This is a genomic window from Pseudodesulfovibrio cashew (assembly GCF_009762795.1).
Lineage (GTDB): Bacteria > Desulfobacterota > Desulfovibrionia > Desulfovibrionales > Desulfovibrionaceae > Pseudodesulfovibrio > Pseudodesulfovibrio cashew.
In genome coordinates this window covers 613,892-637,937 of sequence record NZ_CP046400.1, presented here as the reverse complement: position 1 = coordinate 637,937, position 24,046 = coordinate 613,892, and the positions used below count along the sequence as shown (strand labels likewise).

Here is a 24,046-nt window from a genome sequence, read left to right as displayed (position 1 = left end):
GACGAAGTGGACAAGTCTTTTCAAGAAGGTGACGAATCACGATGATCAAGACATGCTCTCTCATATTGGTGACGATGGTGCTCTCCGTCTCATTGGCTCACGGCGGCGGGACGTTCCCCACCACCCTGGCCGGATTTACGCTGGGACAGGACTTCGACGACTTTTCCCAGCATTGCGACATGGACAGGGCCAGCCCCATTCCGGATGCGCCGTACCTGACCGAAGTACACCTCAAATCCGACTCCATCCCCGGTATTCGCGGCGGTTCACTGACCTTCGCCAATGCCGAGGCAGAAGGAAAGCTGGTGCGCATCAAGCTGAAGTTTCATAACCGCAGCCAAAAATTTTTCGACCAGCTGTTGAGGCGGTATGAGAACGCCTTTGGCAAGCCGGACAGCTACGAGGGCGATGCCTTCCGTAACGTCATCGCCTGGAAATGGAATTTTTCCAGGGGCAAGGAGCGGGTGTCCGTGCTGCTCATGTGGAGCCGTGAATCCGAGATGCGGCCCGGGGTGTCCATCAAGATGACCCTCGATTCCCTGGTGGACAGCGAATACAAGGCCTTCATGAGGGAGTTCAACCGTCGGGAGGCGCGCAACGGCGGCCCGACCCGGATCAAGAGCCTCGACGAGTTCCTGCCCCGCTAGGATGATCGAGTACCGCTGGAACGGCGTGGGGCTGTCCGCGCCCGACGACTGGGAGGTTTCGGCCCTGGAGCGTGACGGCTTTCTGCTGGAGGAACAGGGACGCCCCCGGTGCGAGCTCAAGTGGCGGAACGTGCAGGGAACCTTTTCTTTTGAAAAGCACCTCAAACGGCTGCAAAAGGGACACAAGGGCGTGGACATGCGCCCCCTGGAATCTGCCGACACGCCGGGACCATGGCGCGAAAGCCTCGCCCGGCTGGCCGGTTCCGGACTCTCGGCCCACTCCTTTCTCTGGCGCACCGAGGTCGACCAGGGCATCGGGGCCGCCCTGCATAATCCGGGCACGGGCTTGGCCGCGCTTATCCAGTTTTTTCTTCGTGCCGAGAGCGAAGACGCCCTGGCCGCCGAGGTCCTCGCCTCCTTCCGCGACGTCTCAGCCGGAAAGACCGTCCCCTGGTCTCTGTTCGGCCTGGCCGCGAGGGTGCCCGCGGACTTTCTTTTGAACACCTTCTCCTTTCGGCCCGGGCACTACGCCGTGAAATACTGGCGGCCCCGTTCCGGCCGCAACGCGGGCCGGGCGCCCATGGGAAAGGGACCGGGAACCTCTCTTGTCTTCGAGCGCTTCGCGCCTGCAGGCGTGCTGCTCAGAGGGACGACCCTTGAGACCTGGGTGCGCGATACCCTGGAGGACCCGCCGCCCGAATCCCTGCCCATGCAGGCCGGGCACAAGGAAAGTCGGGAAGCCGTCCGTTGGACCGGATTCGCCAAGGACTCCTTTCTCCGCGCCGCCCTGCGCCGCCGCGTCCACTGCCAGGGACGCGTCTGGACCACGGGTGCGGGCAACGCCATCCTCGCGGTCCGCGCCTCCGGCAGCGTTCCCCTGATCGAGGAAACCTTCAACACCGTGTGCGAGTCCTATGTCCTGGTTTGAGAAACGTTCCCCACAACCCACCGTCTCCCGGGCCGAGGCCCTGGGCATGGTGCCGGTACGCAACACCGAGGTGGAGGAGACGCCCCTGGACGGCGGCCTGATTCGGCTCGCCTACCCCCTCGCGGTCAAACCGTGGTTCGGCAGGCTCGCGGATAAGGTCGGCCTCTGGGACGGACGACCCATGATCAAGCAACTCGAACTCGACGAAATGGGCTCCTTCGTCTGGCAACGCATCGACGGCAGGCGATCCGTCCGCGCCATCGCCCAAGCCCTTGTCGAGGAATACGAAGTCCAGCCCCGAGAAGCCGAACTCAGCGTCACCGCTTTCCTCAAAACCCTGGGCCAACGCGGTATTATCGGATTGCGGTGATGCCCCCTGGCTCCCCCAACCCCATCTCCCCTCCTAAACTCTTTGGCCCGCCTTCGGCGAGATCGGGGTAGTTTGTTGAGCCCTCTTTAGAGATATCCTTTGGTGCTTTCTGATCTCATGCATTGTTCTGCTTGGAAAGGAATCATAAGGTTATCGACAAGTTGTAAAAAACAACCCTCGCGATCCGGCACGGCGGGGCCGAGCGAACATTCTGTCCCCGTAAATATGGCACGGACATGGCTACGCACGGCTCTGAGCGAAGCGAACCTGAAAGGTTTAGGAGATGCTTAAGAACCCTTTTCCTAAAGGGTTCTTAAGCCGTCGGAGACGCCCGCCGGCGAGGCGACCCCCGGTAGGGCGCCGGAGGTTCTCCCTGATCCGGAAGAACGCGGCATGCACAAAAAAAGAGGCACCCCGCGTTGACGGGATGCCTCTGGAAGGTCTTTGGAGCGGCTTGCGTGTGATCAGCCTTTGGTGATCAGGCCGTAGTTCTTCTTGCCTTTGCGGATAACCAGCAGTTCGCCGCCGATGAAGTCGGTATCCTGGATTTCCTGGCCATCCTCCACGCGTTCGCCGTTGATGTAGAGGCCGCCGCCCTTGATGTCCTTGCGGGCCTGTCCCTTGGATTTGACCAGGTTCAGGTCGAGCAGCATCTGGGGCAGGTCGGGCACGTCGCCGGGTGCGTAGCGGAAGGTGGGGGCGGATTCCAGGGCCGCACGCAGGGTGGCGGGGTCCACGCCTCGGATGTCACCCTTGCCGAACAGGGCCTCGGTGGCCAACAGGACGCGGTCCAGCTCGGGCTGGCCGTGGATCATACGGGTCACCTCTTCGGCCAGCCGTTTCTGGGCGGACCGGAGATGCGGGGCCTCTTCCATTTCCTTTTCCAGGGCCTCGATTTCGGCCTTGTCGAGGAAGGTGAAGAGCTTGAGGAACTTGATCACGTCGCGATCATCGGTGTTGATGAAGAACTGGTAGAAGGCGTAGGGCGCGGTGACCTCGGCGTTGAGGTAGATGGCGCCCTTTTCGGACTTGCCGAACTTCTTGCCCGAGGCCGTGGTGATGAGCGGGAAGGTCAGGGCAAAGGCCTCGCCTTGCTCTCCGTCGTGGGCCTCGCGGCGGCGGATGAATTCGCAACCGGCGGTGATATTGCCCCATTGGTCGCCGCCGCCAATCTGGAGTTTGCAGTTCCGGTTCTTGTAGAGATGGTAGAAATCGTAGCTCTGGAGGATCATGTAGGAGAATTCCGTGTAGGAAATACCCACCTCGTCACGGCCGATGCGGCCCTTGACGGACTCCTTCTGGAGCATCCAGTTGACCGTGAAGAACTTGCCCACGTCGCGCAGCAGCTCGATGGCGGTCATGTCCTTGGTCCAGTCGTAGTTGTTGACGATATCCGGGCGTTCGCCTGTGTTGCGCTCCACGAAGCGGCGGACCTGGGCCTTGATCTTCTCCAGGCGCGTGTCCATGAGTTCGGTGTCGGCCAGCTCGCGTTCCTTGTCCTTGCCCGAGGGATCGCCGATGCGTCCGGTTGCGCCGCCCATGAGATAGAGGGGGTGATGTCCGGCGCGCTTCATGCGCACGAGGCAGAGCAGGGGCACCAGGTTGCCCACGTGCAGGGATTCGGCGGTGGGGTCGAAGCCGCAATACATGCTTGCGCCGGGGGTGGAGAGGTACTCGCGCACCTTGTCCTCGTCGGAAACCTGGTTGATCAGCCCGCGCCACTTCAAGTCGTCGTAGATATTCATTGAGTCCTCGTATTCCCTGTGATCAGCCGCGTTTCTGCGGCATCTTGTCCTGCTGGAACGCGGCGATGGAAGTCGCCCGTCCGGTGGTATCCTCTATGTTAAAAATCGCGCCTTGTAAAACCCCGGGGCCGGGTGCGGCCTCCAGCTGTCGGGGGAGGCCGGTCAGGTAGCGATCCAGGATGATTTCCGGCTTCATGCCGAGGCAGGAATCCTTGGCCCCGCACATGCCGAGGTCGGTGATATAGGCGGTGCCGCCGGACAGCAGCTTGGCGTCGTTGGTCTGCACGTGGGTGTGGGTGCCGACCATGGCCGAGACCTTGCCTTCGAGGAAATAGCCCATGGCGATCTTCTCGCCAGTGGCTTCGGCGTGGAAGTCCACGATGATCACCGGGATATCCGCGGAGAGCTCGTCCAGGGCGGTCTCCACTGCGGCGAAGGGGCAGTCGATGGGCGGCATGAAAGTGCGCCCGATGAGATTGATCAGGGCAATGGGGGGCAGCCCCTTCTTGCGGAAGATGCGCACGCCGGTGCCGGGCAGGTGGTCGGCGTAGTTGTGCGGCCTGAGCACCCGTCCGTCTGTCTCCAGCATGGAATAGAGGTCCTTGACCCGCCAGATGTGGTTGCCGCCGGAGATGCCGTCCACGCCCCAATTGAGCAGGTCGCGGGCCTGTTTCGCCGTGATGCCGTAGCCGCCGTTGGCGTTTTCGCCATTGGCGAAGACGAGGTCCAGTTCCTGTTCCTTGCGAATGCGGTGCAGATCGGACTTGATGGCCTGCATACCGGGGCGGCCCACGATGTCGCCGAGATAGAGTACTCGCATGACGGATTATGTCCTTGAGGAGAGAGTTGATTCACGTCAGGGATGGCATAATCATACGGCGGCGGGAGGTCAACCGGCTAGAGCGGGTTTTAGGGCGCGTCGCCATAAGTGCGGCTGCGATCCCTTTCCCGGTTGAGACGTCACCCTGGCTTACGGCAGCGAACTTGTTCTAAATCCGCTGAAAGACCGTGGGGGCCACCTGCCGAATGGGAAGCTGCATGCCGGACAGGGATTCGGAGTGGCCGATGAACAGGTAGCCGCCCTGCCGGAGATTGTTGCAGAACTTGTTGAACAGAACCACCTGCGTGTCGCGGTCGAAATAGATGACCACGTTGCGGCAGAAGATGATGTCCTGCTGCTCCTGGAGCTTGAAGTTGTCCATGAAGTTGAGGCGCTGAAAGCGGACCTTTTTGCGCAGGCAGTCGTCGATCTTGATCAGCGGCTTTTTCTTGGACTTGAGCAGGTATTTCTTTTTCAGCTCCATGGGGATGTCGTCGGCCTTTTCCAGGGGATAGATGGCCCGTTCCGCCTTCTGGAGGATTTCGTTGGAGATGTCGGTGGCCAGGATGGTGTAGTCGAAGCCGTTGTGGGTGGCCTGGTATTCCGAGAGGATCATGGCCAGAGTATAGGGCTCCTCGCCGCTGGAGCATCCCGCGCTCCACATCTGAAGCGGCTTGCTGCGTCCGATGCCGCGCCGCCAGATGTCCGGCATGACGAGACGGTCCAGAATATCCCAGTGCTTGGGTTCGCGGAAGAAGTGGGTGGTGTTGGTGGTCACCACGTCGATGAGGTGGGAGCGTTCCATCTCCCGTCCCTTCTCGGAAAAAACGTAGTCGCAGTATTCCTTGTATGACTGCATGCCAAGGGCGCGGAGCCTCTTCTGGAAACGGGACTGGAGCAGAGTCTTCTTGGTGGGCGGCATCTTGATGCCGAACTCGCTCTGGATCAACTGTGCAAAACGGCTGAATTCGTCATCGCCCATCTCCGCCCGGAAGATGTGCATGGTATTCTTCATGGATTTGTTCAAGTCGTCCTTGTCCATGGGGGCGGCCTTTTTGTCGTTGAAAAGATGTTTCCTGTTCATCGCCTTTCCTGTGGCCTTGCCGGGCGGAATGCGAAACCGTCTAGCGATGCCACTTTATGTCATGGCGGACATTTTACGCCATGATAATCTTTCGCGACTTGTGTCCTCCCGAACGCGAGGGGGGGGACGGAAAAGGGGCCCGCTCCGCAGATGCGAACCGGGCCCCCGTAGTGTCATTATTTGGCGTAGCCGACCGCCCGCTTTTCGCGGATGACGGTGACCCGTATCTGTCCGGGATACGTCATGTTGTTTTCTATTTTTTCCGCTATGTCCTTGCACAGGACATAGGTGTTCTCGTCGCCGACCTTGTCCGAATCGACCATGACGCGGATTTCGCGCCCGGCCTGAATGGCGTAGGCCTTGGACACGCCGTCGAAGCTGGTGGCCAGGCCTTCCAGCTCTTCAAGGCGCTTGACGTAGTTTTCCAGCAGCTCCTTGCGCGCGCCGGGGCGGGCGCCGGACAGGGAGTCCGCAGCCTGGACCAGGTTGGCCAGGATGGACATGGGCGGAGTATCCTCATGGTGCGCGGCGATGGCGTGGATGATTTCCTTGGATTCGCCGTGTTTCTTGGCGATGTCCGCGCCGATGATGGCGTGAGGGCCTTCGATCTCGTGGTCCACGGCCTTGCCCAGGTCGTGAAGCAGGCCCGCGCGTTTGGCTTCCTTCTCGTTGAGGCCGAGCTCGGCGGCCATGACGCCGCACAGGAAGGCGACTTCCATGGAGTGCTGGAGCACATTCTGGGAGAAGGAGGTCCGGTAGTGCAGGCGGCCCAGCAGGTTGACCAGCTCGGGGTGGATGCCATGCACGCCCACGTCGAAGGTGGCCTGCTCGCCTATCTCCTTGAGCTTGGTGTCCATCTCGCCCTCGACCTTCTTGACGATCTCCTCGATGCGGGCGGGATGGATGCGCCCGTCATGGATGAGCCGCTCCAGGGCCAGCTTGGCCACCTCTCGCTTGAGGGGAGAGAAGGCGGAGAGAACAACGGTCTCCGGGGTATCGTCGATGATCAGGTCCACGCCGGTGGCCGCTTCCAGGGCGCGGATGTTCCGGCCCTCGCGGCCGATGATCCGGCCCTTCATGTCCTCGGAGGGCAGGGTCACGGCGGTGACGGTCTGTTCGCCCGCATAGTCGCCCGCGTAGCGCTGCAGGGCCAGGGAAAGAATCTCCTTGGCCTTCTTGCTGGCGTTTTCCTTGGCCTCCATCTCGATGTTGCGAATCATCTTGGCGGCTTCGTGGCGGGTGCGGGATTCGATTTCGGTCATCAGGTTTTCCTTGGCTTCCTCCACGGTCAGCCCGGAGATTTCCTGCAATTTGCGTTCGTGCTCACCGGCCTTCTGGTCCAGTTCCTCTTCGAGGTCGGCGAGGTGCTTTTCTTGTTTGATGAGCTGTTTTTCCAGTTCGACGACCTGGGCTTCCTTGTCCGCAACTTGTTCCCGCTTGGCGTCGAGCCTCTCTTCCTTGGAGTGGAGGCGTTTCTGTTCGCTCTTGAGCTGGTTTTCCCGGTCTTTGGATTCCCGTTCCAGCTCCTTCTTCTGGTTGTAGATTTCGTCCTGGGCCTGGAGGCGAGCCTCCTTTTTCAGGGCTTCACTTTCCTTCCTGGCCTCCTCGACGATGCGTTCGGCCAAGCCCCGCGAATCAGAAATCTGTTTTTCGGATATGTATCGATGGAGCATGAACCCGGCTCCGAGGCCGGCAACCGCTCCAGCGCCGATCATGGCGATTTCGGTTAACATGGGGTTCTCCTTATATATAGTGTTGACAGGCTTTGGGCGGCCTGTTTTCGCCCTTTACTGTGGCGGATGACCGGAGCCTTCCGCGGTGTTGTCGCCAATCCGGACAGCGCGGGTTTTACCTGCGCCTAAACCGCCGCGCGGCTGGGGCCTGGCGGGGTCTGGAGCGCCGCACAAGGCGACGCCTCTGGATCAACATTTGGCCTCGCGGCCGCAGTCCAGCGGGATTATTGGAAAAAGCCCATCGCCCATGAAGGGCCTGAAAGGGCAGGTGTCGGGAGGAGAATGGAAGGCTGAATGTGGATTATATCATCCCGCCGGGCTTGCGCCCGGTCGGGAAAAGTCCCCGGGAGGCCGTGTCGCCAGTTTGTTTTGAACCTGGTATGTCCAGGTGGGCATGTCTCGCGCACCTTCAGGCTTCCCGGCCAAGCCGGGCCTGCACACCAGCACGCTGGAGTCGTCGCCCTTTTAGGGAGTATTGGCTCAATAACACTCCAGGCGATCACTAACGTCCCAGGGGTAAATTCTTTGCCAGCCTTTCGTCCGTTCCTATCATCGGCTTGGGACTACTCGGCCTTTTCCAAAATCTCTCCGATCCTCTCTTCCAACTGCGCAAGCCGCGACCGATTGACCAGGTAGTCGTCGGCCAGGCTCAGGAGCATGAAGGTCAGTACCTTCTCCTTGCTCAGGTCGCCTGCCGCTACGGTCAGTTCGCCGTACTTCTTTTCCAGGTACTCCTGCGCAGCCTCGATGCGGTCGTTTTCCGCGTCCGTCTTGAAGGATATTTCGAGCCCAAAAAGATTCAGGGTATAGCGTGGCATCGTATATCGCCGTTATTCCAGCTCGTCTTGGATTTTCTCCAAAAGTGTATCGATGCGGGATTCGATGTCGCGCCGTGTCTGCCTTTCGGTTTCGACCTGTTCCTTCAAGCGCTGGTTTTCTTCCCTCAACTCACTGATTTTATTTAATAAGCCGTTAAACTTTTCTTCAAGTCTCTCAACAATTTCCATACTTCTTATCTATCCTCGCTTCCATGAAAAATCAATCTGATTTTTTCAATCGCCTCTTGATGTTTACCTGCTTGCCCCGGGCTATTCCAGCACCTTCATCGGGGACATCCTTGGTGATGGTGGAGCCCGCTCCGACCAGGGCGTTCCTGCCCACGGTGACCGGGGCCACCAGGGCCGTGTTGGAACCGATGAACGCGCCGTCGCCGATAACGGTCTTGAACTTGTTCTTGCCGTCGTAGTTGCAGGTGATGGTGCCCGCGCCGATATTGGCCCCGGCTCCCACCTCGGTATCGCCCAGATACGTCAGGTGGCTCGCCTTGGAGCCTTCGCCCAGGACCGCCTTCTTCATCTCCACGAAGTTGCCCACCCGGGCTCCTTCCTTGAGCACCGCGCCGGGACGGAGCCTGGCGTAGGGGCCCACCCAGGCGCCGGGGCCCACGTGCGCGCCCTCGATGTGGCAGAACTGCCTGACGTCGCAGCCCGGCTCGAATACGCCGTCGGTGATGTAGGTGTACGAGCCCAGTCGCGCGCCGCGCTTTACCGTGGATCGCCCGTAGATCTCGCAGTGACCGAAAATTTCCGCGCCCGGCTCCACGTTCACCTCGGGGCCGATGATCACGGTCTCCGGGTTGTGGATGAGCACTCCCTTATCAAGGAGGTCGTACACGATGCCTCGCCGCAGGGCGCTTTCCGCAGCCGCCAGCTCCCTGGGGGAGTTGATGCCCATGAGGCTCAGGTCGTCGCCGCACTGCACGCCGTCCACGCGCAAGCCGCGCGACACGGCCAGGCCGACCAGGTCGGTGACGTAGTATTCGCCGCTGGCGTTCTCGTTGCGCAATTCGTCGAGCAACGGCTCGATGGTCGCAACCCTGAGCAGGTACAGACCTGCGTTGACCTCGCCGGTGACAGGTCCGTGTTCGTTGATGTCGTAGTCCTTGGCCTCGACGATGGCGGTTATTCTCCGGTCTTCGTCCCGGACCACCCGCCCGAACGAGGCCGGGTCCTTGGGCGTGATCGTCAGGAAAGCCAGGTCGCAACAGCCCGCCACGTCCGCCAGCCGGGAGAGCGCCTCGCTCGTCACCAGCGGGGTGTCGCCGTTGATAACCATGCAGTACTCGGCGCCGCTGGCCTTGACCGCGTCCCAGGCCACCTGGAGGGCGTGGCCCGTGCCCAATTGTTCGGCCTGGACCACGAAGCCGTCTTTTTTGTCGGGGAAGGCCGCTTCGACCATCTCCGCGCCGTGTCCCACCACGGTCAGGGCCGTGTCCAGGACCGGCTTAAGGGCGGCGTAGACATAGTGGAGCATGGGCTCGTTGAGGAGCGTCTGCAGAACCTTGGGCTTGTCCGAGTGCATTCGGGTGCCCTTGCCGGCGGCGAGGATGACGGCGGTGACGGATGGGTTTGACATGTTCTCTCCCGTTGCGGTTTCTATTCTGGAGGGCGCGTGCCGAGTTCGGGGGAAATTACCCGTTTGGCGTGCAAAGGACAAGACGTGATCCTGAAAAGAAATGGCCCGGATGGCGCGGCGCGGTGGAGGACCGCAAAAAAAATCAACCCGTTGATCTCAATCAATGTTATCGCATGGCGGATTGAGTAGACCCTAGTTGCGTCCGGCGGAGACAATCGGCCATGGCTGGCTACAAAAGCCATGCGGCCTTATTCGCAGCAGAGTTCCGCAAGACGCGTCCGCCGTCCCTTTGGGGAGACGGCCTGGCAAGGACTCATCCGATGCCCATCCGGGCATGTATTGCAATCGCTGCAAGGCAGCGAATCGAACATAGGAGATTTCACATGAGCGAACAGAAAATCATCGTCGTCGGCGGGTCCGCCGCCGGTCCCAAGGCCGCGGCCCGCGCCAAACGGCTTGACGAAAGCGCGGACGTGACCCTGCTGCAGAAGGCCCCCGAGCTGTCCATGGCCTCCTGCGGCTATCCCTACTACATCGGCGGCAACTTCGACGAGCGCAGCGCACTGCTGGCCACCCCCACCGGCGTGGTCCGCGACGAGGCCTTTTTTGCTGCGGCCAAGGGCGTCAAGGCCCGCGTGAACACGGAAGTCACGGCCATCGACCGCGACAACAAGACCGTGGCCTTCACCAACAGCGCCACCGGCGAGTCCGGCACGCTGCCCTACGACAAGCTGGTGCTGTGCACCGGCGCCACTCCGCGCCGTCCGCCCATTCCGGGCATCGACCTGGAGGGCGTGCGTGGCCTGTCCGAGATGCGGGACGCGGACAAGCTCCGCGAGCTGCGCGACTCCGGTCAGGTGAACAACGCGGTCATCGTGGGCGGCGGCCTCATCGGTATCGAGGTCTGCGAGGCCCTGGCCGATTCCGGCATGAAGGTCGACGTGGTCGAGATGCTGCCCCAGCTGCTCCTCTTTCTTGACTGGGAGATCGCCAAGCTGGTGGAGCGTCACGTGGGCTCCAAGGGCGTCACCGTGCACACCGAGAACGGCGTGTCCGAGTTCGTCGGCGAGAACGGCAAGCTCACGGGCGTCAAGCTCAAGGACGGCACGATCATCCCGTGCGAAGTGGCCGTGGTCTCCATCGGCGTGGTCCCCAACGTCTCCCTGGCCAAGGAAGCCGGACTCGAGATCGGCGTGACCGGCGCTGTTGCGGTTGACGAGCACATGCGCACCTCCGATCCCTCCATCTACGCTGCGGGCGACTGCGTGGAGATCAATAACCGGATCACCGGCAAGAAAGCCTTTGCCCCCTACGGCGACCTGGCCAACCTGGAGGCCCGCGTGGTGGCCGACAACATGATCCTTGGCGACAAGGCCGTGTTCCCCGGCACCATCAACAGCGGCATCTGCAAGGTCTTCGATCTCAGCGCAGGCTCCACCGGCCTGTCCGAGAAGCGGGCCATCGACGAAGGCTACGAGGTGGTCACCGCCACCAACGCCAGCATGGACAAGCCCGGTTTCATGGGCGCCAAGCTGCTGGTCTCCAAGATGGTCGCCGACGCCAAGACCGGGCGCATCCTCGGGTTCCAGTGCGTGGGCCCCGGCGAGGTCAACCGGCAGGTTGCGGAAGCGGCCATGGCGGTCATGAACGGCAACACGGTCTGGGACATCGGCGTGGCCGACCTTCCCTACGCGCCGCCGTTCTCCCTGGCCATCGACCACTTCATCACCACCGCGCACATCCTCGGCAACAAGATCGACGGCCGCATGGCGGGCATCAGCAACGCCGATGTCAAGAAGCTGGTTGATTCCGGCGAAACGCCGTTCATCCTGGACGTGCGCGCCCCGGCGGAGTTCGAGGAGATGCGCCTCGGCGTGGGCGAAAAGCTCATCCCCCTGGGCAAGCTGCGTAACGCCCTGGACGAACTGCCCCAGGACAAGGACGCCGAGATCATCACCTTCTGCAAGATATCCATGCGCGGCTATGAAGCGCAGCGGGTGCTGGAAGCTAACGGCTGGACCAACGTCAAGGTCATGGAGGGCGGCATCATGGCCTGGCCCTTCGCCATCCAGCGCTGATCGGAGCCACTACTATAGAATATATGAGACACCCGCATCCGTGCGGGTGTCTTTTTTTGTTCCGTCCGCCATATCTCGGCCAGCCCTATGGACAAAAAGGGCTCCTGCCGATAGGGAGGTGCAATGCACGAATCTTCCGCCTGGCCAAAATTTCGGGGCAAGCTGCCCCGCATTCTGCTGTTGACCAGCCAGTATTTTCTCATCGGCGAGCTCAAGGCCGCCTGTGAGCGGCTGGGCATCGAGCATCTGCTCATGGATCTGGACACCAAGGAGATGGACATGGATACGTTCGTCTCCCGGATGGTCTCCACCCTGACCCAGTTCAAGCCGGACTTCGTGCTCACGGTCAATCACCTTGGCGTGGACAGGGAGGGGGTCCTGGCCTCGCTGTTGCGCAAGTTCGACGTGCCCTTGGCCTCCTGGTTCGTGGACAACCCCCACCTGATCCTCGGGGTCTACAGCAACCTGCACGGCGCGCGCACGGCCATTTTTTCCTGGGACGCGGACAACCTCGACTCCCTGCGTGAGATGGGCTTCCGGAATGTCTTTCATCTCCCTCTGGGAGCCGACCCCACCCGGCTGGTGCCTCGCCGCACCGAACCGGTGGAGGAGTGGCGCGCGCCCATTTCCTTTGTGGGCAACTCCATGCTGACCAAGACGGTGAAGCGCATCGCCGCGGCACGCCCCTCGGAACGGCTGGTGGAGGCGGGGCTGATGGTGGCCAAGGCCTTCGGGGAATCCGATGAGCCTTGTTCGGGCCGTTTCCTGATCCGCCATTTCCCCGAATTGCGCGACGAGTTCGAAGCGCTGGGCCCCGAGCGCAAGCAGGCTTTCGAGACTTTCCTCACCTGGCAGTCCACGCTCATGTACCGACTGGACTGCGTCCTGCGCATTCTCGATTTCGACCCGCTCATCGTGGGCGATCCGGGCTGGAAAGAACTGCTCAAGGACCGCAAGGGGTGGCGCTATCATGGCGAACTCTCATATTACGACGACCTGCCCGATTTCTATCCCCTGAGCGAGATCAATTTTAACTGCACCAGCCAGCAGATGAAGGGCGCGGTGAATCAGCGGGTCTTCGACGTGCCTACCTGCGGCGCGTTCCTGCTCACCGATTATCGCCGCCAGATGGAGGAGTTGTTCGAGCCTGGTTCGGAGATCGTTTACTACGAGCATCCTGACCAGATTCCCGGCCTCGTGGACCTCTACCTGAACGACCCCGAGCGGCGGCGGGCCGTGGCCGAGGCCGCCCGCAAACGAGTCCTGGCCGAGCACACCTACGACCACCGCATGGCCGCGCTGGTGGAGACCATGCGCCGGACCTTCGAGTAAGCCGTGTCCAAAAAGCCGATCCTGATTCTTCAGATGCAGCGCATGGGGGACCTCATCCTCTCCTATCCGCTCCTGCTCTGGCTCGCCCGGCGCTATCCCGGCCACCCGCTCTATGTGGCGGCAGAGGAGAACTTCTACAAACCGCTCATGAAGCTCTCCCCCGCGGCGACCTACTTCCCCTGGTCAGGGGCAGGCGTTCTTCGAGGGCAACGCTACGAACTGGTGATCAATCTCTCCATCCGGGACAGGGCGGCCCGCCTGGCGCACGAACTGGAGGCCGACCGCGTCATAGGCCCGGTCCTGGCCCCTGACGGTTCCCGCTTCGTGCATGGTGACTGGCAGCTCTACCGGACCTCGCTGGTGGGCAACAATCTCTACAACCGCTTCCACTGGGCCGATCTCAACGCCCTGGATGTAGTGCCCCATGCGGACATGGCCGCCACCCGGTTCCAGCCGCCGCGCACGATGCCCGCGGACAACGCCAAGGTGGGCGTGTTCGTCGGGGCTAGTGAGGAGGCCAAGCGCCCGGACGCGGCGTTTCAGGCCGATCTCCTGCGCGAGCTGTTGAACCGGGGATTGCGTCCCGTGCTCTTCGGCGGACCCGCCGAAAAGGAGCTGGGCGCGGATATCGAGCGGCGGGCCGGGGTGCCTGTGCTCAACCTCTGCGGCAAGCTCGGGCTGGAGGAGTTCGGGGCTGTGGGCCAGACCCTCTCCCTGTTCATCACCCCGGACACGGGGCCCATGCACCTGGCCGCCTGGACCGGGCTCAAGTGCCTGAATCTCTCCATGGGGCACGTCAATCCGTGGGAGACCGGTCCCTATCCGGAGGGACACTACGTCCTGCGGTCTGACCTGGAATGCGCCAGAGGATGCTGGCACTGCTCGCGTTCGAAATTGCATTGCCACGAGGCCTTCGAACCCCGCAGGATCGCCGCATTGGCCGCGCGGTTGGTGGCCGGGGCTGCGTCCGCCAAGCTGGCCGGGTTGCGGTTGCCGGGCTTGGACCTGTTTGTCACAGGCAGGCGGGACGGCCTTTACCACCTGGAGAGGGTGGCCCGGACCGATCCCGATGAGGAGCGTCTGCTCGCCCGGTTCTGGCAGGCGTTCTTCGGCTCGCGCTTCGGCCTCTGGGGAGAGGATCGCCCCGCGCGCGCCTGGGCCGATGCGGCCCGACATGCTCCGCAGGCCGCCGACATCCTGCTCGCCCACCTGCCGGAGATGGGTCGCCAGTTCAGCCACGGCCTCAAGACGGGAAGCCTCCGTGACGGCGCGTTCTGGTCTGGGAGCCCGACGGTCATTCGCCCCCTGACCGGATTTGCGCAGATGGCCCTGGAAAATGGGGACCATTCTCGCGCTTCCTGGGTCAGGGCCATGGCCGATCTTGAAGCCCTTATTGCCTGCTGCCGCTAGCCCTTTGGGGGGTGAAGTGGCGTTTTCTTCCCACCTCTTTCCTGTTTAACTTGCCGGAATATTGCTTGTTTCACTTTGGCACGCCTTTTGATGAAAAGGAGGACGAAGGAGTGAACCATGCAAAATATTCCCGGCATCGCAGCGGAAAAGGTGAACGAGCAGATCAAGACCGTGAGCTACTCATCGGTCAAGAAGGAGGATCAGCAGCAGCTGTTCTCCGAGCTGTTTGATCAGCATTCCTCCCGGATCGAGAACGAACTGGCTCTCACTCCGGTTACGTCCGACGAGAAGATGCTCGATGTTGTCAGCGAGACTATCGCCGAACCCGCAAGCACTTCCTCCTCCACCGCCTCGACATCCTCCGTGGCCACCCACACCGAGGACAATAATTCCGTCCACAAGAGCGCTGAGCAAAGCGCCAAGGTCAAGGAGCAGCACGGCAAGGACGAGAAGATGACCCAGGAGGACCTGGACGAGGTTCGGGACGATCTCAAGGAGTACGGCTTCTCCGAAGAGGAAATTTCCGAGATCGAGGACAAGGTTAACTCCGAGGACGGCATGACCTGGGGTGAGTTCGTCTCCACCCTCGCCCACAAGATGAAGGAGATGCGCAAGGTTTCCCTGAGCGACGATCAGGTGGCCCAGCTCGAAAACTTTTTCGCCAAGTTCGGCTTCTCCTCCGACGAGTCCGCCAAGCTGATCAAGCAACTTGAGAACGGCAACCAGAAGGAAGTCATGGCTGCCCTGCAGAAGAAGCTGGACGCCATGCCCGACGGCAAGCAGCTGATGCTGACCAAGGACGAGGTGGAAGCCTTTTCCGCGGCAATGAATTTTTCCAAGGAGTTCACCTCCAAGATCAAGGAGGCGCTCGGCCAGAACGTGCTGCCCAAGGAGATCAAGGAGGCTTTCACCCTGATCCGCCAGGAATTGGCCGACATGGATGAGAAGGACCGCAACCTGGTTCGCTCCGTGAGCAAGGCGTTTGTCAAGGCCATGGGTGACGAGAGCAAGGAGACCACGGCGGCCAAGGATATCGGCGAGGCCGTGGACCTCAAGCCCAGGGTGGGCGAGGACGCCCCCAGGGAACAGCCCAAGGAAGAGCTGAAGGATGCCGTGGATAACCGCAAGGACTCCCTGCCCGCCAATAACGCCCGCAAGACCGAGCAGAAGGCCATGCCCGAACAGGCTCAGGCCGACATGGCCGATCAGGATGCCTCGGAATCCGACGACACCTGGAACGACTTTTTCGGCAAGCTGAGGGATGATTCGTCGCAGGCGGCTGCCAACAAGCTGGGCGGCAAGACCGAGAACACCGAGTCCCTGCTCAAGGCCGGACTGACCGACTCGATTTCCAAGAACGCCTCCAAGACCATGGAAAAGATTTCCGCCCCCAAGGTCATGCGCCAGGTGGAAAATGCAGTCATCAAAAACATGGCCAACGGCGGCAAGCAGCTCACCCTGCAGCTGACCCCCGAGGACCTGGGCAAGCTGAACATCCTGCTTCAGGTCAACGGCAAGGAAGTCTCCGCCTCCATTCGGGCCGAGAACGCCGATGCGGCCAGGCTCATCGCCGACAATATCGACATGATTCGCCATTCCCTGGAGTCCCAGGGACTCAAGGTGGACAAGCTGGATGTCCAGACCGGGCTGGCCAACAATCAGAGCTATAACGACTGGTTCGGTCAGAACGAGCACAATCTGTCCCGCGAGCGGGAGGCAATGGTCGCCATGCGCAAGCACATGCAGCAGATGCGTGAAAACGGCTCGGCTCTGGCCCAGGACATGCAAAGTGTAGGCAGGCAGGCAATGGTTGCCGACCAAGGGTTACACATCATCGCGTAAGCGAGGTCTATCATGGGTTACATTGACAGCACCGGAAGCATACTCGGCCAGCAGGAGTCGCGACTCGCGGCCTCCAACACGCCAGAGCACAAGACCAGCCTGGATCAGGACGATTTCCTGACTATTCTGGTGGCGCAACTTACCCACCAGGACCCCCTGAGCCCCATGGAAGACACGGAGATGACCTCCCAGTTGGCCGAGTTCTCCTCCCTGGAGCAGCTCACCAACATCAATGAGAACGTCAAGAGCCTGGGCGATACCATGACCAAGGACGACATGCTCACCGCGGTCAGCTTCATCGGCAAGGAGGTCAAGGCCGAGGGCTACAAGATTTCCATCAATGACGGCAACGTGTCCTCCATCTACTACGGTATGGGCGAGACGGTTTCGGCCATCATGATGAATATTTACGACTCCGAAGGGGCCATCGTGCGCACTGTGGAGTTGGGAAGCAAGGAAGCCGGTTCCTACCAGTACGAGTGGGACGGCAAGAACGAGGCCGGGGAATCGCTGCCGGACGGTCAATACGGCATCGGCATCCTCGGCACGGACGCGGACGGCAAGGCCGTCATGATCCAGACCGAAGTCTCGGGAACGGTCGATGCCGTGGTCAACGAGAGCGGGACCCAGTACCTGCGCCTCAAGGACGGTCGTTTCCTGAGTTTCGAGAACATCACGGAAGTCGTGGACCCCGGCAGCAGCGAGGTCGTCGAAGCCGAGGAAACCACGGAAGAACAGTAACCGCCAACCGCGCATTTTCACCGGGCGGAAACGCCCGGGATCTTGGAGAAGATACAGGAGGTCATTATGGGTTTAGGAGCATCATTGTATTCGGGCATCACCGGCCTGACGGTGCATTCCGAAAGAATGACGGTCATCGGCAACAACCTCGCCAACGTCAACACCACCGGATTCAAGGGTTCGCGCATGTACTTCGAGGACCTGCTCAGCCAGGACTACGCCACGGTCAACGGCGTGGGCCAGGTGGGTCGCGGCGCGCGCGTGTCGTCCATTTATTCCGACTACGGCCAGGGGTCCTTCGAGAACTCCACCGAGTCCACGGACATGGCCATTTCGGGCAACGGATTTTTCATCGTCTCACCGGCGGGTGAGGAGGACACCTTCTACACCAGGGCGGGCAACTTCCGTTTCGACAGCGACGGCTACCTGACCGATCCCCACGGCTACGTGCTCCAGGGATGGGAAGTGGAGCAGTCCTCGACCACGGTGTCCACCACCAGCTCGAACACGTCGAGCTCCGCCTCTTCCACGCGCATCATCGGTGTGCCCACCGACATTCGCCTGGAGAATTTCCAGTCGCCGCCCAAGGCGACCAGCAGCGTGTCCATCGTTACCAACCTGGACCCGTCCTCCCCGGATAACTCGGTGTCCTCGACCAACCCGTACTTTGCCATGTTCCAGAATTGGGACGGCTCGGCCGACACTCCGCTGGCCTCCACCCTGTACGGGTATTCGACCACCCTGAAGGTCTATGATGACATCGGCACCGCCCACAACCTGACTTTCTACTTCGACCAGGTCGCCTTGAGCAACGCGGGCGGCGATACGGTCTGGGAATTCATGGCCACCGTCGATCCTACAGCGGATCACCGCATGCTCTCTGGAGCAAACGGCAACACGACCAGCATCGGCCAGGGACTGACCAGCGCGGCGGGCGTGCTCATGATCGGCACCCTGACCTTCACCTCGGGGCAGCTCTCCGGCATGTCCGCCTATACGCTCAAGAGTAACGGCGGCGCATACGGCGGCGTCAAGGACCTGGATAACTGGACCCTGGCGGACTTTTCCACCAGCGGCTACCCGGTCATGACCGCCAACTTCCTGGGCAAGTCCAACGCCAGCACGGCGGAGGCGGTCAACGCCTCGCCCATCCAGGTTGACTTCGGCCTGATCAACAAGGACCTGTCCAGTGATGGCTCCGGCGCCATCTCCAAGGGTTGGGACGCCGCTCTCGGCACTCTGCCCACCACCGCCGCTGCCTCTCAGTTGTCCTACATCAGTAACTCCGGCTGGCTGCCCAACTTCAAGTCGCCGTCCGTCAGCGCGCTGGCAACCCAGTCCTACGACACCGGCGGTTCTTCCACCCTGTTCCAGAGCCAGGACGGCTACTCCGCAGGCATCCTGCAGAACGTGTCCGTCAACCGCGACGGCATCCTGTCCGGCAACTATTCCAACGGCCAGGTGCTTGAACTCTATGCAATCACCCTTGCCACGTTCACCAACCAGCACGGGCTGCGCCGGGAAGGCGGCAACCTCTTCTCGCAGACCAACGAGTCGGGACCGGCATTGACCGGTCAGGCCGGGTCCGCGGGCAAGGGCACCATCGACGGCAACGCCCTGGAGATGTCCAACGTGGATATGGCAACGGAATTCGTGCGCATGATCACCACACAGCGCGGTTTCCAGGCCAACACCAAGGTCATCACGACAACGGACTCCATGCTCGGCGAAGTTATCGCCATGAAGCGTTAAGTCAATAGAGGTCTTAAGTAACCCATACTGAAAGACTCCTTCTCCAAGCGTTCCGCGTCTGACCAGCGCGGGACATCGAAAGCAGGCGGCCCGGCAAGAAATTGCCGGGCCGTTCTGCTTTGAGGTGCTGAGAAGAGATAAGGAAGCCGCCTCTTAGGCGGCGATTGATGGATGAAGGGTTTCGGCCCTTTCGGGCCGACTTACTTTTGGACCGGAGCGCCCAAAAGTAAGCAAAAGTCGCTCTTTTTTTGTGCTGCAGCGCGATCTCTGGCCTAAGAGCCGAACACGGCTTTCGCTGCCCGAAAAGCGAAAGCCTGCGGGCAGGCGCGCTTCGGGCTGCTCTTCAGCCGTGTGCAAGCGGCTCTAAGCCCCGAGCTCGATGACCGGTCGCTGCCTGGGTGATTGGTAACTTGCCGGATGGGGCAAGCGGTCTTTGTCCGACCGATCGGGTTAGCGCCCAACTACGTAATACGGGTGACTGCCCTTGGTTCGCCAAGTTGGGCTAGCCCCTCTGTACAAATAGGAAAGAAGCCATTCGGCTCTTCGACTTCCCTTCGGAGGTCCGCCCTGAGCCCCTTGCTCACGGGCCTAGAAGCTCACCAAGCCGGGCGGCGGCTCTTTTGTCGGAACCCGCACGGAGCGGGACGGCCTCCGCACGATAAAACTGGCAGTGCGCGCCACTCAACGAAGTCCGGAGCCGACCGGGTTGGATGAGATTCTTGTCCGGGAGCTCCGGGGCGGGGATACCACTCCAAGCGCCTTTTCTTTCGTCTATTTCTTTTGGCGCAGCAAAAGAAATGGACCCCGCCGGGAGGGCATGGAGGGCTTTTGGGAGCGCAGCTCCCAAACCCGGCTCTCTCGCGCTGCAAGCGCGATTCCCGGAGGGGGAGGAGCGGCACGCTCCAACACCGGCTCTTTTTGCGCCACAGGCACGAACCCGGAAGCGAGGGGCCGCCGGCCCCAACACTGACTCTCCGGCCGCGCCGCAGGCGCAAAAAAGCCCGGCCACACCGTATCGACGGCGGGCCGGGCTCTTCATTCTCACCTATTTCGTTAGGCCATTTTCTTCAGGTCGGCCTCGCGGATGTCCTTGCGTTTGATCTTGCCGGAGATGGTCTTGGGCAACTCACTCACATACTCGATGATGCGCGGGTACTTGTAGGGCGCAGTAAGCTCGCGGACAAAGGCCTGGAGGGCCTTGGTCAGCTCTTCGTTGCCCTCGTAGCCGGGGGCCAGGACCACGGTGGCCTTGACCAGTTGGCCGCGCACGTCGTCGGGCACGCCGGTGACCGCCGCCTCGATGACCGCCTCGTGGGCGACCAGGGCGGACTCGACCTCAAAGGGGCCGATGCGGTAGCCGGACGACTTGATCAGGTCGTCGGTGCGGCCCATGAACCAGAGGTAGCCGTCCTCGTCGGCCCAGGCCTTGTCGCCGGTGTGGTACCAGCCGTCGAACTTGACCGCGGCGGTCTTCTCGGGCTCATCCATGTAGGAGTCGAACAGGCCGAGGACCGGCTTGTCGATGCGGATGCAGATTTCGCCTTCCTCGCCCTGGGGCACTTCGTTGCCCTCTTCGTCGAGGAGCGCGATATCCCAGCCGGGCACGGGCTTGCCGATGGAGCCGGGCTTGGGAGTCATGAACTTGAAGGTGCCCACCTGGAGGGTTGTCTCGGTCTGGCCATAGCCCTCGTAGATGGGCATGTCGAAGGCCTTTTGCCAGGCGTGGAAGACCGAGTCGTTGAGCAGTTCGCCCGCCGTGGTGCAGTGGCGCAGGCCGGACAGGTCGTACTTGGTGAGCTCCTCGCGGACCAGGAAGCGGTAGACCGTGGGCGGGGCGCAGAAGGTGGTGATCTTGTTTTCGGCCATGATCCGAAGCAGCTCGGCGGGTTCGAACTTGCCCCGGAAATCCCAGACGAAGACCGCGCCGCCGGCCATCCACTGGCCGTAGAACTTGCCCCAGACCGACTTGGCCCAGCCCGTGTCGGACAGGGTCAGGTGCAGGTCGCCGTCCTCCAGGTCGTGCCAGTGCGCGCCCGTGGTGAAGTGGGAGCAGGGGTAGTCGAAGGTGTGCATGACCATCTTGGGCAGGCCGGTGGTGCCGGACGAGAAGAAGATGACCATGGGATCACTGCCGCAGGGGGTGGCGTCCGTGCGCGGGCAGGAGGCGTCCCCTTCGGCCAGCAGGGCTTCGTAGCCGAGCCAGCCGTCGTTGGTCTCACCGTCTACCTGGACGAAGATCTTCAGTCCCTCGCAGTCGCCCTTGGCCTCATCCACGCGTTCGCAGATGGAGTCTTCGCAGATGATGGCGGAGATGCCCGCGTAGTTGACGCGCTGGGTGATGTCCTTTCTGGTCAGCAGGGACGGGGAGGGGATGGGCAGCGCGCCGATGCGGTGCATGGCGAGCATGACGGTCCAGTACTCCACGCGGCGGTAGAGCACGAGCATGACCCGGTCGCCCTTCTTGACGCCCTTGGCCATGAGGGCGTTGGCCAGCCTGGCAGAGCGCTCCTGAAAGAAGCCGTAGGTGAACTCGCGGCGGTTGCCGTCGTCGTCCAGGTGGACAAGGGCGAGCTTGTCCGGGTCGGCCTTGTCCAGAAAGTCGTAGGCGAAGTTGAAGTTGGCCGGCGCTTCGGGTTTGTAGCGGCGGCAGAAGTCCTCGTAGTTGTCGTATTGTTCCTTGACGAGCATGGGTTTTACTCCGTGATTCCGTGTTGGTATGTCTGAATGTTGGTAACGAACCGGCACACTTGGTTCGGGCGGGACGCTGGCGAGCTGTCCGGCCCTATAGAATCACGTCGAGGAACTTGACGTCCTTGCCGTCCAGGCCGCGCAGGGCGTGGGGCGTTTCCGAGTTGAAATAGAGGGAGTCTCCGGCTTCGACGATGAGCGGTTCGCCCGCCAGGCGGACTTCCAGCCGTCCTTCGAGGACGTAGATGAACTCCTGGCCCCGGTGGCTGGTCTCGGCCATGTCATCGCCGGACTTGGGCGGCACGGTGATCAGGAAGGGCTCCATCTCGCGGCCCGCGAACTTGTAGCCCAGGGACTTGTAGTCGTAGTCCTTGCGCCGGTCCACAGAGAATCCTTCGCTCTTGCGCACCAGGGAGTAGGACTTGAGGTGGGGTTCACGCCCGGAGATAAGGGTGGTCAGGTCCACCCGGCAGAGCCGGGAGACGTCCAGCAGGTAGCCCACCGGAATTTCTTCGGTCCCGGACTCGTATTGGGTCACCTTCTCAGCGGACACGCCGAGCAGGTCGGCCATTTCCTCCACTGTCCAGCCGATGCCTTCGCGCACGCCGATCAGGCGGGGCGCGATATCCTTGTACTGTTCCATTTGAGCCTCCAACTTGCTCGCAAACAGGTTTTGCGGTGCGCGGGCCCGGGTTCCCGGATGGGGCCTGCGCATCCATTCGCCGCCAGTCTTGTCGCTTTGCCCTCTGTTTCCTCGGCGGCCGGGGGAGGGGGAACGGGGACGCCTGTATGGGCGTCCCCGGTTTGTTTCACGTTCCTACGCGTCCGGCCACATCTCGTGGGCCATGTCGCGCAGCTTGTACTTCTGGATCTTGCCCGAGGCCGTCATGGGGTACTCGGAGACAAAGGCCACGTACTTGGGGATCTTGTAGCGGGAGATACTGCCTCGGCAGAAGTCGATCACGTCCTCGGCGGTCACGTCCGCACCATCCTTGAGGATGATGAACGCGCCGACCTCTTCGCCGAACTTGGCGCTGGGCACGCCCGCCACCTGCACGTCCAGGACGCCGTCCATGGTGTACAGGAACTCCTCGATCTCGCGGGGATAGATATTCTCGCCGCCGCGGATGATCATGTCCTTGAGCCGCCCCGTGACGGTGAGATATCCGTCCTCGTCCATGACGCCGAGGTCGCCGGAGTGCAGCCAGCCGTCTTCGTCGATGGCTTCGGCGGTTCCCTTGGGGTTGTTGTAGTACCCCTTCATGACATTGTAGCCCCGGCAGCAGATCTCGCCCACGGTGCCCACGGGACATTCCTTGCCTGTCTCGGGGTCGGTGATGCGGAGTTCCACTTCGGGCATGGCGGCGCCCACGGTTTCGGTCATCTGCCGGATGGTGTCCCCGATCTTGGTCTGGGACATGACCGGGCTGGACTCGGTCAGGCCGTAGCAGATGGTGATCTCTTTCATGTTCATCTTGTCCATGACCCGCTTCATGACCTCAACCGGACAGGGCGAACCGGCCATGATGCCGGTGCGCAGGGAGGAGTAGTTGAAGCGCTCGAACATGGGATGGTCGAGGATGGCGATGTACATGGTCGGCACGCCGTAGACCGCAGTGCATTTTTCCTGGTCGATGGCGAGCATGACGTCCAGCGGCACGAAGTCCTCCAGGATGACCATGGTCACGCCGTGGTTGATGCAGGCGAGCACGCCGAGCACGCAGCCGAAGCAGTGGAAGAGCGGCACGGTCAGGCAGAGCCGTTCGCCGGGCTGGAAGTTCTGGTTCTTGCCGATCCAGTAGCCGTTGTTGGCGATGTTGTAATGGGTGAGCTGTACGCCCTTGGGGAACCCGGTGGTACCCGAGGTGTACTGCATGTTGACCACGTCGTGCGGGTCGAGCTCGTCCTGGCGGGCCTTGTACTCCTCGTCCGAGACCATGGAAGCCATGGCCTGAAGCTCGGGGATGGAGTACAGGCCGCGATGCTTCTCGTGGCCGAGGTAGAAGACCCGCTTGAGCTTGGGGAACTTGTTGGTCTTGAGCCTGCCCCGTTCCTGAACCTTGAGTTCGGGGATCAGCTCGTAGACGGTGTTCAGATAGTCGTGGTCACGATACTCGCCTATGAGGAAGAGGTTCTCGGTTTCCGAGTTCTCCAGCAGGTACTTGAGCTCGTGGGAGCGGTAGTGGGTGTTGACCGTGAGCATGACCGCGCCGATCTTGGCGGTGGCGAATTGCAGGGTCACCCAATAGGGGACGTTGTTGGCCCAGACGGCCACCTTTTCGCCCTTTTTCACGCCCAGGGCCATGAGCCCCTTGGCCACGGTGTCCACCAGTTCGCCGAACTCCCGGTAAGTCAGCCGGAAGTCGCGGTCCACATAGACCACGGCCTCGGTGTCCGGGTTGTTGGCGACGGTTTCGTCCAGCAGTTGTCCGAGGGTGATTTCGCGGAGTGCAGACATGGA

The 24,046-nt window shown here is 61.7% G+C and carries 19 protein-coding genes and 1 other RNA gene; 9 read left to right on the top strand and 11 right to left on the bottom strand.

The window, feature by feature from the left end:
- The first annotated feature begins 41 nt into the window (after positions 1–41).
- The 3 genes from GM415_RS02785 to GM415_RS02775 are packed head-to-tail and all read left to right on the top strand — an operon-like array spanning position 42 to position 1,945.
- Entirely contained in the window at positions 42–647 is a 606-nt protein-coding gene (locus tag GM415_RS02785) for a hypothetical protein (protein WP_158946307.1), read from the top strand.
- 1 nt (position 648) lies between these two features.
- On the top strand, positions 649–1,575 hold the full coding sequence (locus tag GM415_RS02780; RefSeq protein WP_158946306.1) for a hypothetical protein: 927 nt from the start codon (positions 649–651) through the stop codon (positions 1,573–1,575).
- A complete protein-coding gene (locus GM415_RS02775; RefSeq protein WP_158946305.1) occupies positions 1,562–1,945 on the top strand; it encodes a PqqD family protein in 384 nt (127 codons plus the stop codon). The genes GM415_RS02780 and GM415_RS02775 overlap by 14 nt, the downstream gene beginning before the upstream one ends.
- Positions 1,946–2,409: 464 nt before the next feature.
- On the opposite strand, the gene tyrS is transcribed toward GM415_RS02775, so the two are convergent.
- The 8 genes from tyrS to glmU all read right to left on the bottom strand — a co-directional run bounded on the left by tyrS (position 2,410) and on the right by glmU (position 9,742).
- The gene (gene tyrS / locus GM415_RS02770) at positions 2,410–3,690 is read right to left on the bottom strand and encodes a tyrosine--tRNA ligase (protein WP_158946304.1); all 1,281 of its coding nucleotides are present in this window, start codon (positions 3,688–3,690) and stop codon (positions 2,410–2,412) included.
- A gap of 22 nt (positions 3,691–3,712) precedes the next feature.
- Positions 3,713–4,510, bottom strand: a complete 798-nt coding sequence (locus tag GM415_RS02765; RefSeq protein WP_158946302.1) for a TIGR00282 family metallophosphoesterase — start codon at positions 4,508–4,510, stop codon at positions 3,713–3,715.
- A gap of 169 nt (positions 4,511–4,679) precedes the next feature.
- Positions 4,680–5,594, bottom strand: coding sequence for a CheR family methyltransferase (locus GM415_RS02760; protein WP_242012326.1), 915 nt, complete (start codon positions 5,592–5,594; stop codon positions 4,680–4,682).
- Positions 5,595–5,770: 176 nt separating this feature from the next.
- Positions 5,771–7,327 (bottom strand): ribonuclease Y, encoded by a 1,557-nt coding sequence (gene rny / locus GM415_RS02755; RefSeq protein WP_158946301.1) that lies wholly within the window; start codon positions 7,325–7,327, stop codon positions 5,771–5,773.
- A 336-nt stretch (positions 7,328–7,663) separates the two neighbouring features.
- Positions 7,664–7,847, bottom strand: a non-coding RNA gene (gene ssrS / locus GM415_RS02750) — 6S RNA.
- Between the two features lie 43 nt (positions 7,848–7,890).
- On the bottom strand, positions 7,891–8,145 hold the full coding sequence (locus GM415_RS02745; protein ID WP_158946300.1) for a cell division protein ZapA: 255 nt from the start codon (positions 8,143–8,145) through the stop codon (positions 7,891–7,893).
- A 12-nt stretch (positions 8,146–8,157) separates the two neighbouring features.
- Positions 8,158–8,334: a hypothetical protein gene (locus GM415_RS17950; RefSeq protein WP_199244328.1), complete on the bottom strand. Its 177-nt coding sequence runs from the start codon at positions 8,332–8,334 to the stop codon at positions 8,158–8,160.
- A 31-nt stretch (positions 8,335–8,365) separates the two neighbouring features.
- Positions 8,366–9,742, bottom strand: a complete 1,377-nt coding sequence (gene glmU / locus GM415_RS02740) for a bifunctional UDP-N-acetylglucosamine diphosphorylase/glucosamine-1-phosphate N-acetyltransferase GlmU (protein ID WP_158946299.1) — start codon at positions 9,740–9,742, stop codon at positions 8,366–8,368.
- Between the two features lie 383 nt (positions 9,743–10,125).
- On the opposite strand from glmU, the gene GM415_RS02735 reads away from it, so the two are divergent.
- From GM415_RS02735 to GM415_RS02710, 6 genes are all read left to right on the top strand, one after another.
- The gene (locus GM415_RS02735) at positions 10,126–11,820 is read left to right on the top strand and encodes an FAD-dependent oxidoreductase (protein WP_158946297.1); all 1,695 of its coding nucleotides are present in this window, start codon (positions 10,126–10,128) and stop codon (positions 11,818–11,820) included.
- A gap of 123 nt (positions 11,821–11,943) precedes the next feature.
- Entirely contained in the window at positions 11,944–13,152 is a 1,209-nt protein-coding gene (locus GM415_RS02730; RefSeq protein WP_158946296.1) for a CgeB family protein, read from the top strand.
- A gap of 3 nt (positions 13,153–13,155) precedes the next feature.
- The gene (locus tag GM415_RS02725) at positions 13,156–14,562 is read left to right on the top strand and encodes a glycosyltransferase family 9 protein (protein ID WP_242012325.1); all 1,407 of its coding nucleotides are present in this window, start codon (positions 13,156–13,158) and stop codon (positions 14,560–14,562) included.
- Positions 14,563–14,679: 117 nt separating this feature from the next.
- On the top strand, positions 14,680–16,404 hold the full coding sequence (locus GM415_RS02720) for a flagellar hook-length control protein FliK (RefSeq protein ID WP_158946295.1): 1,725 nt from the start codon (positions 14,680–14,682) through the stop codon (positions 16,402–16,404).
- A gap of 12 nt (positions 16,405–16,416) precedes the next feature.
- Entirely contained in the window at positions 16,417–17,145 is a 729-nt protein-coding gene (locus tag GM415_RS02715; protein WP_158946294.1) for a flagellar hook assembly protein FlgD, read from the top strand.
- Positions 17,146–17,211: 66 nt separating this feature from the next.
- Positions 17,212–18,897, top strand: coding sequence for a flagellar hook protein FlgE (locus GM415_RS02710; protein WP_158946293.1), 1,686 nt, complete (start codon positions 17,212–17,214; stop codon positions 18,895–18,897).
- A 1,053-nt stretch (positions 18,898–19,950) separates the two neighbouring features.
- On the opposite strand, the gene GM415_RS02705 is transcribed toward GM415_RS02710, so the two are convergent.
- The 3 genes from GM415_RS02705 to GM415_RS02695 form a co-directional block, all read right to left on the bottom strand.
- The gene (locus GM415_RS02705; protein WP_158946292.1) at positions 19,951–21,585 is read right to left on the bottom strand and encodes an AMP-binding protein; all 1,635 of its coding nucleotides are present in this window, start codon (positions 21,583–21,585) and stop codon (positions 19,951–19,953) included.
- 94 nt (positions 21,586–21,679) lie between these two features.
- Positions 21,680–22,228, bottom strand: coding sequence for a helix-turn-helix domain-containing protein (locus tag GM415_RS02700; protein WP_158946291.1), 549 nt, complete (start codon positions 22,226–22,228; stop codon positions 21,680–21,682).
- 174 nt (positions 22,229–22,402) lie between these two features.
- On the bottom strand, positions 22,403–24,043 hold the full coding sequence (locus GM415_RS02695; protein WP_158946290.1) for an AMP-binding protein: 1,641 nt from the start codon (positions 24,041–24,043) through the stop codon (positions 22,403–22,405).
- Positions 24,044–24,046 lie beyond the last annotated feature (3 nt).